Annotated in this window: 18 protein-coding genes; 4 read left to right on the top strand and 14 right to left on the bottom strand. The window is 44.2% G+C overall.

What is annotated here, in order from left to right:
• Window positions 1–138: 138 nt before the first annotated feature.
• The 4 genes from AC3IT7_RS03570 to AC3IT7_RS03555 all read right to left on the bottom strand — a co-directional run bounded on the left by AC3IT7_RS03570 (window position 139) and on the right by AC3IT7_RS03555 (window position 2,909).
• Window positions 139–477 carry an FKBP-type peptidyl-prolyl cis-trans isomerase gene (locus AC3IT7_RS03570; RefSeq protein WP_475653537.1) on the bottom strand — a complete coding sequence of 113 codons (339 nt, stop codon included), beginning with the start codon at window positions 475–477 and terminating at the stop codon, window positions 139–141.
• 84 nt (window positions 478–561) lie between these two features.
• Window positions 562–1,185: an MgtC/SapB family protein gene (locus tag AC3IT7_RS03565; RefSeq protein WP_489249420.1), complete on the bottom strand. Its 624-nt coding sequence runs from the start codon at window positions 1,183–1,185 to the stop codon at window positions 562–564.
• An 85-nt stretch (window positions 1,186–1,270) separates the two neighbouring features.
• The gene (locus AC3IT7_RS03560; protein WP_475653535.1) at window positions 1,271–1,801 is read right to left on the bottom strand and encodes a YaeQ family protein; all 531 of its coding nucleotides are present in this window, start codon (window positions 1,799–1,801) and stop codon (window positions 1,271–1,273) included.
• Between the two features lie 100 nt (window positions 1,802–1,901).
• A complete protein-coding gene (locus AC3IT7_RS03555; protein WP_489249419.1) occupies window positions 1,902–2,909 on the bottom strand; it encodes a CobW family GTP-binding protein in 1,008 nt (335 codons plus the stop codon).
• A gap of 391 nt (window positions 2,910–3,300) precedes the next feature.
• Between AC3IT7_RS03555 and AC3IT7_RS03550 the strand changes: the two genes are divergently transcribed.
• Window positions 3,301–3,522, top strand: coding sequence for a hypothetical protein (locus tag AC3IT7_RS03550; protein ID WP_489249418.1), 222 nt, complete (start codon window positions 3,301–3,303; stop codon window positions 3,520–3,522).
• Between the two features lie 349 nt (window positions 3,523–3,871).
• On the top strand, window positions 3,872–5,476 hold the full coding sequence (locus AC3IT7_RS03545) for a bifunctional 3-(3-hydroxy-phenyl)propionate/3-hydroxycinnamic acid hydroxylase (RefSeq protein WP_475653532.1): 1,605 nt from the start codon (window positions 3,872–3,874) through the stop codon (window positions 5,474–5,476).
• A gap of 71 nt (window positions 5,477–5,547) precedes the next feature.
• Here the strand turns inward: AC3IT7_RS03545 and AC3IT7_RS03540 are convergent, their stop codons facing one another.
• From AC3IT7_RS03540 to AC3IT7_RS03510, 7 genes are all read right to left on the bottom strand, one after another.
• Entirely contained in the window at window positions 5,548–6,165 is a 618-nt protein-coding gene (locus tag AC3IT7_RS03540; protein ID WP_489249417.1) for a glutathione S-transferase family protein, read from the bottom strand.
• Window positions 6,166–6,296: 131 nt separating this feature from the next.
• On the bottom strand, window positions 6,297–7,190 hold the full coding sequence (locus AC3IT7_RS03535; RefSeq protein ID WP_475653586.1) for a LysR substrate-binding domain-containing protein: 894 nt from the start codon (window positions 7,188–7,190) through the stop codon (window positions 6,297–6,299).
• A 2-nt stretch (window positions 7,191–7,192) separates the two neighbouring features.
• The gene (locus AC3IT7_RS03530) at window positions 7,193–8,392 is read right to left on the bottom strand and encodes an MFS transporter (protein ID WP_489249416.1); all 1,200 of its coding nucleotides are present in this window, start codon (window positions 8,390–8,392) and stop codon (window positions 7,193–7,195) included.
• A gap of 31 nt (window positions 8,393–8,423) precedes the next feature.
• A complete protein-coding gene (locus AC3IT7_RS03525; RefSeq protein ID WP_489249415.1) occupies window positions 8,424–8,987 on the bottom strand; it encodes a TetR/AcrR family transcriptional regulator in 564 nt (187 codons plus the stop codon).
• A gap of 140 nt (window positions 8,988–9,127) precedes the next feature.
• Window positions 9,128–9,649, bottom strand: a complete 522-nt coding sequence (locus AC3IT7_RS03520) for an acyl-CoA thioesterase (RefSeq protein ID WP_100329120.1) — start codon at window positions 9,647–9,649, stop codon at window positions 9,128–9,130.
• Between the two features lie 282 nt (window positions 9,650–9,931).
• Window positions 9,932–10,108 (bottom strand): hypothetical protein, encoded by a 177-nt coding sequence (locus AC3IT7_RS03515; protein ID WP_171304300.1) that lies wholly within the window; start codon window positions 10,106–10,108, stop codon window positions 9,932–9,934.
• Between the two features lie 358 nt (window positions 10,109–10,466).
• Window positions 10,467–11,459 carry a patatin-like phospholipase family protein gene (locus AC3IT7_RS03510; RefSeq protein WP_489249414.1) on the bottom strand — a complete coding sequence of 331 codons (993 nt, stop codon included), beginning with the start codon at window positions 11,457–11,459 and terminating at the stop codon, window positions 10,467–10,469.
• Between the two features lie 123 nt (window positions 11,460–11,582).
• On the opposite strand from AC3IT7_RS03510, the gene chrA reads away from it, so the two are divergent.
• The gene (chrA, locus tag AC3IT7_RS03505) at window positions 11,583–12,791 is read left to right on the top strand and encodes a chromate efflux transporter (RefSeq protein WP_489249413.1); all 1,209 of its coding nucleotides are present in this window, start codon (window positions 11,583–11,585) and stop codon (window positions 12,789–12,791) included.
• Window positions 12,792–12,844: 53 nt separating this feature from the next.
• On the opposite strand, the gene AC3IT7_RS03500 is transcribed toward chrA, so the two are convergent.
• Together AC3IT7_RS03500 and gltS are read right to left on the bottom strand one after the other, a co-directional pair.
• The gene (locus tag AC3IT7_RS03500; RefSeq protein ID WP_489249412.1) at window positions 12,845–14,320 is read right to left on the bottom strand and encodes an alanine/glycine:cation symporter family protein; all 1,476 of its coding nucleotides are present in this window, start codon (window positions 14,318–14,320) and stop codon (window positions 12,845–12,847) included.
• Between the two features lie 44 nt (window positions 14,321–14,364).
• On the bottom strand, window positions 14,365–15,603 hold the full coding sequence (gene gltS, locus AC3IT7_RS03495) for a sodium/glutamate symporter (RefSeq protein WP_475653581.1): 1,239 nt from the start codon (window positions 15,601–15,603) through the stop codon (window positions 14,365–14,367).
• A gap of 814 nt (window positions 15,604–16,417) precedes the next feature.
• On the opposite strand from gltS, the gene AC3IT7_RS03490 reads away from it, so the two are divergent.
• Window positions 16,418–17,125 carry a nitroreductase gene (locus AC3IT7_RS03490; protein ID WP_489249411.1) on the top strand — a complete coding sequence of 236 codons (708 nt, stop codon included), beginning with the start codon at window positions 16,418–16,420 and terminating at the stop codon, window positions 17,123–17,125.
• Window positions 17,126–17,192: 67 nt separating this feature from the next.
• Here the strand turns inward: AC3IT7_RS03490 and AC3IT7_RS03485 are convergent, their stop codons facing one another.
• A complete protein-coding gene (locus AC3IT7_RS03485; protein WP_489249410.1) occupies window positions 17,193–18,410 on the bottom strand; it encodes a multidrug effflux MFS transporter in 1,218 nt (405 codons plus the stop codon).
• Window positions 18,411–18,476: the final 66 nt, after the last annotated feature.

The following is an 18,476-nucleotide window of genomic DNA, read 5'->3' as shown; positions in this document are numbered from 1 at the left end:
TTTATTCTTCTTATAATCTACTTGGAATATCAGGGAGTTCAAACTTTTTTTTGTATATTGTCAAAAGAAGCTTCTGGTACTGAAACTTCTTCTGATTCGGATTCATTTACAACAGTTAATGCGCATTATTTCAGCAAATTAATCACGTGTTTTTACATCAAATAATTCAATTTCAAAAATCAGGTTTGAATTGGCTGGAATTACTTTGCCCATTTTACGCTCGCCATAAGCTAAATGTGCAGGCACCAGCAGTTTACGCTTGCCGCCAACTTTCATCCCCAGAATACCCTGATCCCAACCTTTGATGACACGGCCTGTTCCAATCACGGTCTCAAAATAGTTGCCGCGATCCACAGATGAATCAAACTTGGTTCCATCTTCCAGCCAGCCGGTATAATGGGTGGTAATCAGCGCGCCTTTTACCGCTTCTTTGCCTTCACCTACTTTTAAATCAATAATTTCAAGTTCGTTGATCATGGTAATTTACCTAAGCCGGGTATAAATTCAAAACCCAGTATAAACCGGATTGATCATTTTTTTTAGCTCTTGGCCATTGATGGGTTAAAAGCTGAGTTCCTGAATATTATTATCATTGAGTAAATGCTGGGTTAATTGCTGATGATTCCTGGCCGATCCCATCAAGACCCACCTTCCGCTAATACGCTGCTCGACCTTTTGCTGTGAAGAATGCATGACTTTCAGCTTATATTGTTTGAATAGTGATTGATAATGATCCAGTTCATGCTTCTCGAAAGGACAGACTATTTCATAACTGCGTTCCTGATTCAGTGACTCGATCCACTGCTGTACATACATCAGTAAAACCAGTACCAGCATCACAATAAAAGTGGCCCAGATACTCAGGATTTCATAACCTGCCCCGGCGGCCATGCCCAGTGCGGCGGTCATCCAGATGGTGGTGGCAGTGGTAATGCCGGAAATACGGTTATCATCTTTCAGAATCACCCCTGCACCTAAGAAACCCAGTCCCGTCAGGACATTGGCTGCCAGACGGTCAGGATTTTCCACACCTATTTTCAGGGAAATGATGGTAAACAGGCAGGAACTCAGACTGACCATGATCATAGTTCGCAGTCCGGCAGATTTACTGTGATATTCACGCTCTGCACCAATAATCGCGCCAATCGCAACAGCCAGCAGTAAATCATAAAGTTCATGCTCCATTATACCGCCCTGCGTATTTTTATCCTTTAGATATACGCAATTCAAGCAGCAGGATACAAGCCCAGACGTGCATCCTTATGGACTCTTATTGTAACTGTTCCCAGGCGACCAGCACCTGTCCCTGATCGCCAATCAAGGTCCATTCACCATCCATGACATTGAGTTGTAACTGCATGGTACGTGCACATAACTGTGGCAATGCATCGGTGGTTGCGGTCGATAATTTCCACACTTCCACATTTTTTAAAGTTTTTAATTTGCTGCTGCGTTTATACCATTCATCTACTGCAGAACCATAGGTGACAACTGCGACCTGCTTGCAACGCGCACTGGCCTTTTTGACTTTATCTTCATCCGGGCTGCCGACTTCAATCCATTTGACCAGTTGACCGGTCAGATCCTTTTCCCAAAGTGCCGGTTCATCGGTTTCAAACAGATCCTTGGTAAATTCCAGTGCTTCATCGGCAAAGCGTGCATAAGCCAGAATACGTACCATCAGGCGTTCAATGGTTTCAGAAGGATGCAGCGCCATGGTCAGCTGATAGTCTGCATAACGATGCGTATCCATATCTGCAATATTCAAATCAACCTTATAAATCGTCGCTTTTAACGCCATAATACAATCCTCAAATTTGGCGCCTAGCATATAAGATTTGGCAGTATTTTGCTGAACAGATTTAGCTCAACAACTGATTCAGCAGTTGAGCAGTGGAGCCTTATTTTTCCGGATCCATACGACACTGCATCAAGGCAGTTTCAAACGCCAGCCAATCGCGTGACTGTTGATAAATCACTTCGACCCGGTTATCGATCCCCTCTTCTACCGACTGATAATTAAACTGTTCCGGATTGAAATTAAAACTTTTCCAGCCCTGATCTGTGTGAAAAATCCCCTTGATTCTCAGCCAGTCTTTTTGCTCACAGAGTAAATCCAGCAGATCATAAAAATTAAACTGCCAGCGTTTTGGCAATTTCCAGCCTGCGACCTGATAACCCTGCGCACTTTCGACATAATGATAAGGCAGCTGTTGAATCACTACAGGAATGTCCGCTGACAGCATGCTCTGTTGCTGCTTTAATAAAGGCTGGATCTGACGAGCAGATCCTTGATAGTCCTGTTTAATCTGTTCAATCTCAAGCTGGCCGTGTTCGGCCAATAGCCATTTTTGAGCATAGGCTTGATATTCAGCCTGGAGTTGCGTGAGCGCAGCCTGGTCTGCGGCCGTCATCAAATCATTATGGGAAATCACCATAATATGCGCAGCCTTAAGCTGGTCTGCATACAGGTTTTGCTGAGTCCAGTCCCGGTCATGCAAACGTGAACCATCGACCACCGTGACCAAGGCCTGCATGTTTAAATGGCTATGCCAATGCGGTTCGGTCAACTGTTCCAGGAGTTGCCCGGGATGCCCCAATCCGGTGGGCTCGATAAACAGCCGATCCGGTTTCACCTCTGACAATAGGCGTGACAAAGCAATCTGCATCGGCAACTGGCTACTACAACACAGGCAACCGCCTAGCAGTTCTTTGACTGCATAGCCCTGATCTTGTGGCAATAACTGCTGATCCACCCCGATCTGGCCAAATTCATTCATCAGTACAGCCCAGATTTCCTGTTCAGGCTTCTGCGCTAATAAATGTTTAAGTAGTGTGGTTTTACCCGCCCCCAAAAATCCGGAAATAATATGTACAGGAATCGGTTGTGGTGCTGACAGAATTTTCAAAATCGGTTCTCAAAAGACTGAATAGACAGAGATAAGCTTTTTATTATAAAGCACAGGGCCGGTTTAAAACGATTCCTCTCCTTCAATCAGCCCTTAAAATAGCAGGACCACAAAGCGCTAGAGTGCTACACACCCTCAAGTTCCTGTGTTAATTTTCTATTCCAAAACCACTTTTTGAAATATTTATACACATTTTTATTAAATAAAACTGCGCATAATTAACAGTAATAAAACAACTTTCCCAGTTTTGTATCTACTCAGTTATTCATTCGGTGTCGCTTTTGTTAATTGATTTGCTCAGTAAAATTTCAGTGCTTAGGATGGGCATCTGTCGAATTGATGTGATGGTCAGCTCGGCAGATTACTTGAAATGAATAAAAGGATGCCAACAATGAAATATGCACAAATTTTACTTGCTACGACTTTAACTGCTGCTGCAGCAACCAGTTTTGCTGCTACGACAACGACCACTGAAGAAGAAAAAGTGGTTGTGAGTACGCAGGAATTACCTGAGGCGAATAATCCGGCCGCAGGTGCAACTGCTGATCAGCCTGCAGCATCTGAAGCCGCTGCAGAAGAAAACACCGCACCAGCACAACCTGCTGCACGCTAAGTAATTTAACGACTCGTTAAATGATGAGAGCAAATATCAGGGCAGTATTTCTCCAGTAGGCTAAGCCCTGTACTGTCCGATATACCTCGATGCTGAATCATGCTTTGTGCTGGTTCAGCATTTTTATTGCGAAAAACCTGCGTACCACCATAGTCAAAACTGATCATAGAATTAATACTGGCTATCAAATTTTTATTAATTAAATATTAAAATTCAAATATTTAATTATTTAACATGTATTTTATTACAATATCCCCTATATACCCAAGCTACTATCGCCTAACTTGTTTCTGTCGCGTCATTGCGTCTTAATAGTCTCAAATGCAAGTCGATTGAATGGACATTCGCTATGAGCAATACTAATTACACCACTGATGTAGCAATACTAGGCGCAGGCCCTGTAGGCTTAACCATTGCCAACTATCTAAGCAAACAAGGCGTAGGTGTCACGATTGTCGAGCAGTTGGATAGTCTGATTGATTATCCACGTGCAATTGGCATCGATGATGAATCTTTGCGTACCATTCAGTCTTTAGGTTTAGTCGATCAGGTTTTACCGCATACGACACCAAATCATGCGATGCGCTTCTTGACACCTAAAGGTCGCTGTTTTGCAGATATTCAGCCTTTAACCCGTGAATTTGGCTTCTCGCGCCGTAATGCCTTCATTCAGCCACAAGTCGATAATGTGCTGCTTCAGGGCTTAAAACAATATAAAAATACTCAGGTGCTGTTTTCACGCCAACTTACCCATTTTAGCCAGGATGCAGAAGGCGTAACGCTCAACCTGCAAACTAAAAAAGGCGATACGGAAGCAGTCCGTGCTCAATACCTGATTGCCTGTGATGGCGGTAACTCTTATGTACGCCGTAATCTAGGAATCCCGTTTGAAGGTGAAACTGCGCCGAATCAATGGATCGTTATCGATATCGAAAATGATCCACTGGCAACTCCGCATATTTATCTTTGCTGTGATCCGGTGCGTCCTTATGTATCAGCTGCATTGCCGCATGGAATTCGCCGCTTTGAATTTATGGTTATGCCGGGTGAAACTCAGGAAGAACTCAGCAAACCGGAAAATATTGCCAAATTACTTGCCAAAGTACTTCCAACGACAGATGGCATCGAAGTCATTCGTCAGCGTGTTTATACCCATAATGCCCGTATTGCGGACAAATTCCGGATAGACCGCATTTTACTGGCAGGTGATGCTGCTCACATCATGCCGGTTTGGCAAGGTCAAGGTTATAACAGCGGTATGCGTGATGCCTTTAACCTGGCATGGAAAGTAGCACTGGTTGTTCAAGGCAAAACTGGCCCAGAGCTTCTGGATTCCTACCAGATTGAACGTAAAGACCACGCCAAGGCAATGATTGATCTTTCAGTGATGGCTGGCCATGTTCTGGCACCACCGAAAAAATGGCAAGGTTTTGTCCGTGATGGTATTGCCTATGCGCTGAACTACATCAAGCCGATCAAACAATACTTGCTGGAAATGCGTTTCAAGCCAATGCCGAAATACCATGATGGTGCACTTTTGACAAATGGCGCTAAAAACTCTCCAGTCGGCAAGATGTTTATCCAGCCTCAAGTACAGCTTGCATCAGGTGAAACTGTTTTACTGGATGAAGTGATTGGTAATGACTTTGCGATTATTGCCTGGGGTGTAGATCCAAAATGGGGTCTGAGCCCTGAGACATTGCAACAGTGGAAAAAACTGGGCGTAAAATTCATTCAGGTGATTCCTGCGGTACAGTTACAAAATACCCAGCGTAAACAGTTTGAAGATGTTATCACCATTGGTGATATCGGCACGGAGATTCGTTCTTGGTTTGGTCAAACCAATGACTCGGTTGTAGTGCTACGTCCAGACCGCTTTGTGGCTGCACTGGCAATTCCACAATCAATGGAAAGCACCAGCCAGCAACTGTTCAAAAAGCTGCATCTGAAATAAGACATAGAGTCACTTTAACCACGCTTCGGCGTGGTTTTTTTATGCTAAATGAAAATCTGCATCAGTCTGGATTACACACTGTATTCCTGAAACCAGGCTATATCTTTTAAGGAATCACGCGCGGCCATCTGCTTTAGAAAAGGAATAAACTCGTCAAATTTAGGTAAAATCTGCGCAGAGATGGCAAAGACCAGACAATAAGCCACATACACATCTGCTGCCGAAATCTTCTCACCTAATAAATAGGGCTTGGCCTGACTGATGCCCTGTTTCAGAAAATCAAATACTGCAGCTTCATTGCCAAAGCTTAAACTGTTGCGGTTTTTTTCAATATTTTCTGCTGAGACCTGCAAATTTTTTATGTCAATATATTCGGTCAAGGGGCCGTGACAGAAAAAGATCCATTTTAAATATGCACCCCGCATCGGGTCATTCCAGCCAGGTGCCAAGCCTTTATCAGAATATTTATCTGCCAGATACACAATGATGGCTGCCATTTCGGAAATAACCACATCCTGATCGACCAAACAGGGAACTTTGCCCATCGGGTTAATCTTTAGATACTCAGCCTGATGCATGTGTTCATAGGACACCTCTATCTGCTCGATCTGGCATTCGATCTGCAGTTCTTGCAGCAAAGGTAACAGGGTCAGCCCCCGTGATTGAGGGTTGTTATAGAGCTTGATCATTCTGCTTCAACCGGTTTTTATTTTTAGAATGTCAGTATAAAGCGGTTTTCTGTGCTGATTTAAAAGGATGTGCTACAGATCATTTCTGTCACACATCCTTGTTTGGTGGGGGAATAGCGAAGGTTTAGTGCTTAAAAAAGGTCTACACAAAATTTTTCTTTTAATACTTTTAAAATCAGATCAATTACCACATGTTTTTGATCCTTGCGATAATTGGCATACAGCCCTATCATCGGCAACGGTTCCAGGGTCTTTTTCACCACAATGTTATCGCCAAGCAGTGGAATGACATAGGCTGGCACCAGACTCCAGCCTACGCCCATGCCGACCAGATTGACATTGAGCAGAATATTGGTGGAATACTGCACCACATTCACTTTCAACTTGGACTGTTTGAAGAATTCCTGTATCAGCTTATGCAATTGTGGTGAAGCCAGCTCATCACTAATGACAAAATCCTGATTTTCAAAGCTTTTGATACTGACATGCTGCAAGGCCGCGACCGGCGAATCTTTAGGCACAATCAGGGTCAAAGGCTCATCAAAAATCCGGATCGAATCAAATTCGCCTGACTGGGCCGGATAACGGGTAAAAGCAATATCAATCTGTCCCTGTCTTAGAGCACTAAATTGCTCGGCATCGGTCAGACTATGAAACTGCGCTTTCAGTTCAGGAAAATGCGCACGGATATTGGGCATGATATAAGGAAATATTTTCATTTCCGCCACCGGTACAAATCCGATATTGAGCTGGTCCTGATGTGCATTGGCAATCTGTCTGGCCGCCTGTATTGCACGCTCTGCATGTTCAAGACTGAGCAAAGCTTCGTCTAAAAATGCCTGCCCTGCTTCGGTCAGCCCGACCTTGCGATTATTGCGTTCCAGTAACTGCACGCCCACTTCACGTTCCAGATCCTTGATTTGCTGGCTCAGTGATGGTTGTACCGTATTCAACTTTTCTGCAGCACGGGTAAAATTCAGTTCCTGTGCCACCGTCACGAAATAGCGTAAATGTCTTAATTCCATTTTTAAAGCTCCAGATTTGCCGGGCGGCGGCTGCGTTTCTTGGCGACGTATTGATAATAAACCCATATGGTCAATATAACGAGTGCTGCACTGGACACATACATCATTTCAAAACCCCAAGCAGCAATTAATAGACCCATAAGCACAGATCCCGCCGCCAGACCAATATCAAACAGGGTGAAGAAAGTTGAAATTGCATGCCCCATACGCTGCTTGTCCACCGACTGAATCGCCAGTGTTTGCAAGCAAGGGAACAGTGAACCATAACCGATACCGATAAAGACTGCGGCTAACCACAAGACCCACTGATTGGAAATCAGGCTCACAATGACCAGACCAATCGCAAAGAAAATGAAAGAAGGATAAATCACTGCACTTGGACCTTTCAGATCATAGATTTTCCCGACCCAAGGTCTGACCAATAACATGGAAGCAGCAAAGACGATAAAGAACACACTGGTATAGGCCAGAAGCTGTTTGGTCTCACTAAATGCAGTGATAAAGCTCATGATACCTGAATAGGCAAAGGCGGTGAGTAAAGCCACAAAACTGACTGCCAGCACTTTAACTTCCAGAATATCGCGCAGACTGAGCTTTGCTTTTTCCGTGCTTTCGATCTGGCGTTTAGGCAGTTCAGTAATCTTCAGCATCCAGCAAAAAATAAGCCCGAGGGAAATAGTCACCGCCAGAATCCCAAATAACACCTGAAAGCTGGTAAACTGAATCACGGTCAGGGCCAGTAATGGGCCAAAAACCACACCCAAATTGGTCGACATGACAAAATAACCCATGCCCTCACCTTTACGATGCTCAGGAATAAATTCGTTGGCCACAGGCACCGCAACGGTCGTCAGGATACTGAACCAGATCCCATGTAAAAATCGTACCAGCAACAGTGACCACATGCTATCTACCAGCAGATAGCTAAAAGCAAACAGGGCAAAAATGACCCCTGCGCCGCGCATCGAAACTTTCTTGCCAAACTTTTCGATGATCATGCCGGAGAATGGCCGAATGGCAATCGAAGAGGCCAGAAACAGGGTCAACGCCAGACCGGCTTCTTTTACTGACCCGCCCAATTCATTCATAATATAAATCGGCAAGATGGTCAGTAAGGCAAAGTAATAAACGAACAGGAAGAAATTATTAAATAAACATAAAATAAATGAGCGATTCCAGAGACGCTCGGTGGCTACGGACATAAAAACCAACTTTTAGGAAAATTGAGCAAACTTAGGCTTGAATCATCACAGGATGCAGGGCCAACTCGACCAGATTCTGCATATAGTGCTCATCCGGAATCCGGTTAAAAAAGATAATCTGGTAATGGATTGGCCCATACAGACTGTCTAGCATCAGATCGAAAGGATAATCCGCACGAATCTCTCCGCGCTGAATGGCTTTCTGAATCAGGACATGCATCTGTTGACGGCGGGGTAATAAATATTGCTGAAAGAACTCACCTGCAAGTTCACGGTGATTGGCAATGACCACCAGCAAAGCCCGCCCCACTGGATGATTCAGGGCTTGGGATAAAATGCCCAGCTGTTGTACCAGATTGCTTTTCAGACTTTTGGATGCATCCAGCTCAAATACAGGCGCGGTATGCTGTTTGAAGGTATCTAGAACCAGTTCCGATTTATGCTTCCACCAGCGATAAATCGTGGACTTGCCAACGCCAGCACGTGCCGCTACATCTTCAATGGTAAGTTGATGATATTCACATTCTGCCAGTGCCTCAGCCACCGCCTGCAAGATGCATTGCTGTCGTCGAGAGCTTTTTTCTTCAATACTCATGTCTTTGATTTAAGCCCTCTTTACATAAAAACGATACGATACGTATCGTTTTATATTAGGTGAAAACATTAAAAAGCTCAATACTTAATTTTTGTGCAAAAAAAAAGGCCTTCTCATGAAGGCCTTTTTTGAATCATCGCTTAATTCTGTGCAGTCTTTTTATAAATGCTGCATGAAGGATGATGATTTTCTTGCAAACGTGCGACTTTACGCTGTTCTGCTGCTTCAAAACGGCAACGTTTCCAGTCATTGTCCAGGTTCAAAGCAGGAATCTGTTTTGGCTTACCATTTTCATCTACGGCTACCATAGTGAAATAACAGCTGTTGGTATGACGTACCGTTCTTTTCTGAATATTCTGTGCTTCTACACGAATGCCGATTTCCATTGAGGTACGGCCTACATGGTTGACACTGGCCAGAAAGGTCACCAGTTCACCAACATGAATCGGCTCTTTAAAGTTCACCTTGTCCACCGATAAGGTCACGACATAACTGCCCGAATAGCGACTTGCACATGCATACGCCACCTGATCCAATAGTTTCAGAATAGTCCCACCATGAACATTTCCTGAAAAATTTGCCATATCTGGCGTCATGAGAACTGACATGGTTAACTCTGACTGGTCATCCGACACTGCTGCAATTTGATCTAAAGGGGCCATCGTTTTCTTTGAACTCTTTGAATGACAAGGTTATCGCTTATTATTATAGCGTTTTTAACATAAATAAAATGTTCAATTCGGCAAATGCAGCATCATAATTATTGATAAAGAAGTTGCAGTCATACAGAAAAAAATATATTTAACAGTTTAAAACCCTAAGTTATAAGCTAAGTCCTAAACAAATAAATACTTATTTATCTAGCGCTGATTTTTGCCTGCTAGATTGTTTTAATCTTAGCGGGTTTCAGTAAAAATCAAGATATCCTATAAATTATTGATGATTTAAGGCAGCAGCGGTTTTAACATTTCCTGTGCCACATTTTCATAGCTCAACACTTGCTGGCCATCCAGTGTAGTGGTAACCGTGAAAGAACCATCCTGATGGATCGCTGTGACTGTAAAAATATAATGTTCAAATTGTGCCAGCTGAACCTGATGTCCGACTTTAATATCATTCATTGTACTTACATCTATATCATGATTTTTTCAGAGCACATTCTGTCATGAACGATATTTAAGTATTTGATCAACTTAAGTATAGGAATAACAAGATTTGAATTTCAACCTATTACAAACAACACATGTTAATTAAAATAATTTATTTACCATTCAATTACTTATATTTATTATCAAGATAATTACCCATTAAAATTCCGGCCGTTTTATAGGCAAAAACAATAATTCAATCTTTTATAACGCTTAGCTCGTCTTGGGATTGCCATCTCACTAGAGCATCTAGATGAAATAGCCCTGCATCCCTACCCCAATATCAAATATGAGCAGAAAATTTCAAGCGACAGTGCATTAAAGGTTTCTGCTATTCCTGAGCCACAAATTGTGGAATTCGATGACCTTGGGCATAATCATATTTTTGATAAACTTGTGAAATTTCCATCAGCTTTAACTGAGCTGCATCAATACCGGCCTGCATGGTCAACTCCCTACCACGCACATCAAAAATATGGCCTTTCTCACGCAAGTCCGGTTGGATCACCACATCTGCATGCTTTAATTCTTCATGTGCCAGGTGTTGCTGCATAATATTGATGTTCTGGTTAAACAGTCCCCAGACATTGCTGGTTTCAGTATGAATCGGCTGTGCCAGAATATCGACCGCAATCACAATATCTGCGCCCAGCTCACGTGCGACATTGACCGGGACCGGGCTGACCAGTCCACCATCGACATATTCTTTTTCTTCAATTATGGTTGGAATGAACATACTCGGGATCGAGACTGAAGCACGTACCGCCTGTCCGGTATTGCCATAGTTAAAAACGACTTTTTTACCTTCTTTGAGTGCGGTTGCTACCACAAACATTGGAATCTTCATGGCCTCAAGCGGGGTTTGATCCACTTGTAAATTGACATAATCCTCAACTTTTTTACCATCAAAAAAGCCTTTTCGCGCCAGTTTGATATCACGGACATCCGTAGGTCGCATGCTCAATGCAATATTGCGCAGTTCAACCGCCGGTTTGCCACTGGCATAGATTGATCCGACAATACTGCCTGCACTGGTTCCAACGATAAAATCCGGCCGGATACCTGCCTGCTCCAGCACTTCCAGTGCACCGATATGTGCATAGCCACGCGCTCCGCCACTGCCTAGCACCAAGGCAATTACTGGACGGTGTTCAGTTTGCTTGATCTTTTTAAAATCAATTTGATTCGGACGTGCCTGAGCGTCTCCACCTTGTGCAGCAGGTTGCAGATGGCTGGTAGCCGACTGGACTGTCATTGGGGTGGTTTGACAACCAGTTAAGCCGAATACGCCCAATGCCACAATACTCAACACATATTTCTGCATGCAGAGAATGTCCTCATTGATCTAAAGCAGCATAGTGTATAAACACATGCATAAATAATCTGTAGAATTTCGTAAAATTGTCATACAGTTCGGGTAATTTGTCTTCATTTTTCCAGTCGCGCCATGCCATCAATTTCACTCTGCCGGATTTTTCTGATTTTTCTGCAACTGGGCTGCGTTTCATTTGGCGGGCCAGCAGCACATCTGGTGTTTTTTCACCGCAAATTTGTGACCCAATTACAATGGCTTAATGATAGCCAATACAGTCAACTGGTGGCTTTGGCGCAGCTTTTACCGGGTCCGAGCAGCAGTCAGGTGGGCTTGTCAATCGGTTATCTGCAACGCGGCTATACAGGGGCAGCGATTGCATGGCTGGGCTTTACCCTGCCTTCGGTCATATTGATGACGGTTGTCGCCCTACTTGGCCAAAGTTATTTTCATATTCTAAACTCAAACAGCTTTCATACCATCCAGCTCATTGTATTTTCTGTAATCGCCTGGGCCTTCTGGCAAATGCTGCAAAGCTTCTGCAAAACCGCCTGGCAATATATAGTTTTGCTGCTGTCGGTCGTATTACTGACAGTAGTTTCGGTAAGTTATAACCAGATTCTCGTCATCCTGCTCGGTGCAATCTGTGGACTGCTCATGGGGCATTTTTCCAGATTAAATCCGGTGCAGCTCAAAGAAACGGATACTACGGAAATCCACTCGCCTTATTTGCGACCGGCTGCAGCACCGTATTGGCTGCTGGCATTTATCTTGCCATTTTTATTGTTGCCGCTGGTCAGCACATTATCGAATGGCTCAGGCCTGCAATTCCTGAATGATTTTTACCAGACCGGCTCGCTGGTCTTTGGTGGCGGTCATGTGATTCTGCCACTCCTGCATCAGGATTTTGTGGCGACAGGTCTGGTCAATGCACAAGCTTTTGATCTCGGCTATGCATTTGCCCAGCTCATGCCCGGGCCTTTATTCAGTTTTGCCAGTTATGTCGGCACTTTACTGCCGTGGACACCTTATTTCTGGCTAAATACGCTTTTGGCGACCTGTGCGATTTTTCTACCTTCATTTTTCCTGATTTTTGCCACTTTGCCCTACTGGTCATGGCTCATGCGGCAAAAGCGTATTCATCAGGCGGTGATGGGTATCAATGCAGCGGTGGTCGGCCTTTTACTGTATTTGCTGCTGGATCTGTCACAACGTTATTTTAACCATGTCTCTGACCTGCTATTTGTCGCAGTGATGATTGTGCTACTGCGTTCAAAATTACCGGTCTGGTTCAGCCTGATTTTGGGTTTTGTGCTGTATCAAAGTTATTTAAATTTCTTTTAAAATATGCCGACCATAAAAAAGCCCCGAAGAATCGGGGCTTTTCAGTTCAAGTCTTACCAGATATCGGATTTGACCTTATCTTTAAATTTAGGATGATTATCCAGCTTAAATTCAGGCTCTTTCACACCACGCTTTAACTGACCGGTATAGTCTTTGAGCAACATCAGCAGGAATGGCATCAGCAACAGGATCGCGATCAGGTTAATACTGGCCATGATACCCATAAACAGATCTGCCATATTCCAGATCAGTGGCACACTGGCGATAGAACCGAAATACACCATGATCAAAACAAAAATCCGGAAGATCAACATCACCCGGCGATTGTTATTGATGAACTGCACGTTTCCTTCGGCATAGGCATAGTTACCAATAATCGAAGAATAGGCAAACAGGAACAGGATCAGGGCCAGGAAGTCATCCCCCCAGGCACCAATCTGGCTTTCCAGTGCCATTTGTGTCAGGGTCACGCCTTCAAAGCCTGCATTTTCATACAGACCAGAAACCAGAATAATAATCGCGGTACATGAACACACCACAAAGGTATCCACAAAGACCCCGAGCATTTGTACCAGCCCCTGATCGACCGGATGTTTCACATCCGAGGCTGCTGCAGCATTCGGCGCAGAACCCATACCGGCTTCGTTCGAGAACAGACCGCGCTTGATCCCCATCATCATGGCCATCGAGATCATTGCACCGAAGAAACCACCTGCGGCCGCTTCAAACTCGAAAGCTTTACTGAAAATGAGCTGGAAAATAGAGGGCAAGACATCGTAGTTGATTACGGCAATATACAAGGCAACTGCCAGATACAGCACTGCCATAAAGGGCACAAAACTTTCAGCGACTTTTGCAATCCGTTTAATCCCGCCAAAAATGATCATTGCGGTAATGACCACCAAAAACAGGCCAACCCAGGAAATTTCAATATCCAGTCCACCCAATGGCAGCATCAGGTTCGCCTGATCCCAGCCCCAGGCATGAGAGGTTGCCCCGCTAATCGCATTGGCCTGAACCGCATTGAATACGAAACCATAAGTGGTGATGAGTGCAATCGCAAAGCTAATCCCTAACCATTTCTGCTTCAGGCCTTGAGTAATATAGTACGCAGGCCCACCACGGAATTGCTGGTTCTGGCTATCCCGCACTTTAAACAGCTGCGCCAGAGAAGATTCGACAAATGCAGAACTCATGCCTAAAAAGGCAGTAAACCACATCCAGAACACGGCTCCGGGACCGCCAATTGCAATGGCAATCGCAACACCCGCGACATTACCGACGCCAACCCGGCTGGCCAGTCCGGTTACAAAGGCCTGGAATGGAGTAATCCCATGTGCATCTTTAACCTTGTTCCGGCTGCCTTTCATCACTTTCATGCTGTGCCAGAACAAACGAATTTGTACTGCACCCGTCGCTACCGTATAAAAGATACCGACGGCAACCAGAAACACCACCAGAAAGTCCCATAAAGGACCATTCAGGGCATTAATCCAGCCAAGCAAGGTTTCATTTAACTGATCATTCATGTCATATCCTTATGAGCCTATGACTCATGCTGTCAGGCCTACAATTATGCAAAGAACTTCAGGATCATCTGAATAACAGTGGCATTGATTAAGTCAACAAAGAATGCACCACATAATGGGACGATCAGGAAGGCCTTATGTGAAGCACCATACATATTGGTAATCGCCTGCATATTTGCTACTGCGGTTGGCGTTGCTCCCATACCAAAACCACAATGACCTGCTGCAAGTACCGCAGCATCGTAGTTTTTACCCATCAGGCGGAAAGTCACGAAAGCTGCATATAAAGCCATGGTAATGGTCTGTGCACCCAGAATCACCATGAGTGGTCCTGCAAGATCAGCCAATTGCCACAATTTCAATGACAACAATGCCATCGCCAGATATAACGACAATGAAGCATTACCGAAAACATCAATCGCACGATCAAAGATCTGAACTTTAAACATACCTTCCAGTACATTACGCAGGATTACACCACCGGCCAATGCCCACACAAATGTTGGCAGTTCAAACGCAGTACCTTTACTGAAACCTGTCATAAACTCTGCAAAGGCCAGACAGCCTGCAAACAGACCCAAGGTCGTAATGGCATTATCGGCAGTGATCAGTCGGACACGATGCGGATGTTCGAATTGTACATACTCATCTGAAGTACTATCCATCGGAGTATTGTCACGGTTTTCGATCTGCTGATCAGTACGTGCAATGGCCAGATTATGGCGGTTAATCAGCAATTTTGCCAAAGGCCCACCAATAATACCTCCGATAATCAGACCGAAAGTCGCACTGGCCATACCCAGTGCCAAAGCACCCTGAATCCCATGTTCGACTTCTAGAATTTCACCCCATGCACCTGCAGTACCATGACCACCGGTTAGGGTAATAGAGCCTGCAATCAGGCCAATCAATGGGTCAATACCGAGTAATGTCGCCAGACTCATACCGACCGCATTTTGCAAAATAATGAAAGTCGAAACAGCCAACAGGAAAATCACCAGACCAATCCCGCCTTCACGCAACTTGGAGAAGTTGGCGCTCAAACCGATCGAGGCAAAGAAAATCAGCATAAAGCTGGTTTGTAACTGTGCACTGGTGGTAATGCTATAGCCCCACACTGAATGCACCAGTAACGAAATGATCGCAGCGACCAAACCGCCTGCAACCGGCTCAGGAATATTGTAGCGCTTTAAAAAATCGATTTTATTGACCAAGAATCGACCGAGTAACAAAACAATTACTGCGGCAATCAGGGTATAAAATGCATTAAAAGTAAAATCCATAATTTTTGGCCCAAGATGATTTTGAATTTTTTATTCTTCTAAAAGACGTAGAGTGGACTATAGGTCTAGCTCTCATTAGATCTGCATCCGGTAATCTCCGGATTTAATCTAAAATCTTTAGAAAATAAAACCTGTATCATCTCTTTCAAACTTATGAATATCATCATCATGATCATATTCAACAAATGAGAGATTTATAAAAGCAACACCATGTCTATGGTGAATGTTTTCAAGCTAAAGGCTTCATTTAAGTCCGCTGAAATAGCGTTACTTAATGTAAATCCTGTATATGCAAACCCTGAATTTTCTCAAAGTGCATGAATTAAGATGAAAAGTCGCATATTATGCTGTTTCTTTGTATTAATTTTTATTTCTTTTTATTAACAATAGTTAGCAATCCTATAAAAAATAATTATTAGTCTAGGTATTTAGACAAGGCTCAGACTGCCTGTATAAGACCTAATAAGATGAACTTGTTGCGCATAACAGCATCCAACCACAATTTTTTAGTTAAATTAGCTGGATTTTCTCTCGAAATAAACGTCTTCTCTGTATGCAATTGTTATTCTAAGCCGCTTTAATCATTCGAATTTTAAGCTATTTTTATTTCAATAAAGCTTTTTAAGCAACAGTATCGCTATTTGACTTAGGCTATTTAATGTATCAAGGCAGATGTTTAGATGCAGTTGCCCCACCCCATCATTTTTTATTCTGGTTTTATACGGGCCTAAGATTAAATTTTTCTGGCCACCCGACTGTTTGTTTAGTTTATAGTCATTTAAAACTTCATATGGATATTCGACTGGACATCAAAATGGATCAAAAACTCGTTCATGCTGTAGATCAAACCATCACCTCTCGCCATTCGGTGCGCGCTTTTTTAAATACACCCGTCAGTAACGACACCTTAAAAGAGATTCTCGCCGTGGCCAGTCGTGCACCTTCTGGAACCAATACCCAACCCTGGAAAGTCTATGTGGTCACTGGAAAAAAACGCGATGAAATTGTAGAGCGCGTCTGTCAGGCACAAATGCAAATCTATGCCAATCCCGAGCTGGCTGGACAGTACAAGGAAACTTTTGCCTATTATCCTGAGCAATGGATCTCACCGTTTATTGAACGTCGTCGTGAAAATGGTTGGGGTTTATACGGTTTGCTGAATATTCAAAAAGGCGAAAAAGAAAAAATGGCCCGTCAGCAACTGCGTAATTTTGAATTATTTGATGCCCCTGTCGGCCTGTTCTTTACCGTGCATCGTTCCTTGGCGATTGGTTCCAAAATGGATGTTTCCATGATGATCCAGAATGTCATGATTGCGGCAAAAGCCCGTGGTCTGGACACTTGTCCGCAGGCGGCCTGGAATCATTTCCATCCAATCGTGCTTGACTTGGTAGGTGCACCTGAAGATGAAGAGCTTGTTTGCGGCATGGCATTGGGCTACGCCGATCCAGAGCAGATCATTAACCGCTTTATTACCCCGCGTGTTCCGGTAGAAGAGTTTGCCGTGTTTATAGATGAGTGATGTCATGAGGGCGAAGTCAATTGACTTCGCCCTCTGTTTATTCATCCAACTTGAGCAAGCTCAGCAGCTATGCATTTTTCAGCACGGGCAGTTTAAGTTGAAAAATTGCCCAAGCAGCAATACAGACAAAAACCAGCATGATCAATGCCATATTCAACAAGGCATTCCAGAGCAGAAAATTCAGCAAAATCCCGCCCAATAAACCACAGACAAACTGCATACTGCCCATAATTGCACTGGCGGTTCCTGCACGCGCCCCCTGTTCTGCCATGGCCAATGCCATAGCATTCGGGCCAGTAAACCCGATCGATGCCACCACGATAAACATGCCCAGCAAGACCACTGGAAGAAAATCCACATCCAGATAACCCAGCAGTACCAAGGTCGAAACACCGGTGAGCTGTAGACACGTTCCGATTTTCAGGCGCTGCAAGATAGAGAAACGTCCAGCCAGACGTTTATTCAGGGTCGAAAACAGCATGATTCCGAAAGCATTCGCACCAAAGGCATAGGCAAACTGTTGCTCGCTAAGTTGATAACGGTCCATCAGAATCCCCGAAGAGGCACTGATATAACAGAACATCACCGCACCGGAAAAGCAGCCGGCATAGAGCGGATGCCGAAAACTTTGATCCTGAAAAATGCTACGGTACAAGTTCAATACCTGTCGAAAGTTCAGCTTGAGACGGCGTTCTGGCGCCAGGGTTTCTTTAAAAAGAAAATGGACACAGGCCAGACTCAGCAGACCGCAGCCCATCAATACCAGAAAGATCACATTCCATTCATAAAACATCAGTACCCAGGCCCCCAGACTTGGGGCAATGATTGGCGCGATCGCGGTCACGATCATCATGCTGGCAAAAGCCTGAGCGGCCGAATGCATATCCAGACGATCACGAATTGCAGCCCGCGCTATGACCACACCGACACAACCACCCAGGGCTTGCAGAATCCGTGCAGCAATCAGACTCCATTCATTCTGGGCAAACACACACAGCAGACTTGCCACAATGTATAAACACAGCCCAAAATACAGCGGTGGTTTACGCCCAATCCGGTCACTGATCGGCCCATAAATCAGTTGCCCCACAGCCAGACCGAAGAAGTAAGCCGGCAAGCTATTCGAGACCATTTGGGTACTGACGCCAAAATCTGCAGCCATCGCCGGCAAGGCAGAAAGATACATATCAATGGATAAAGGTCCGAGCGCACTCAGTGCCGCTAGCAAAACAATCCAGGACATGGCATAAGGTGGTTGTACGATTTTATTCGATGGCATAAGCATGAAGATTTAAAGCGCTAATATGCAGACAAGTTAACACAGTGCATAGTATGATTTAACTTGAAATGA

It is taken from the genome of Acinetobacter sp. KH_038, assembly GCF_057839405.1.
The sequence above is the reverse complement of the archived record's forward strand: the minus strand, read 5'-3'. Positions and strand labels throughout refer to the sequence as shown.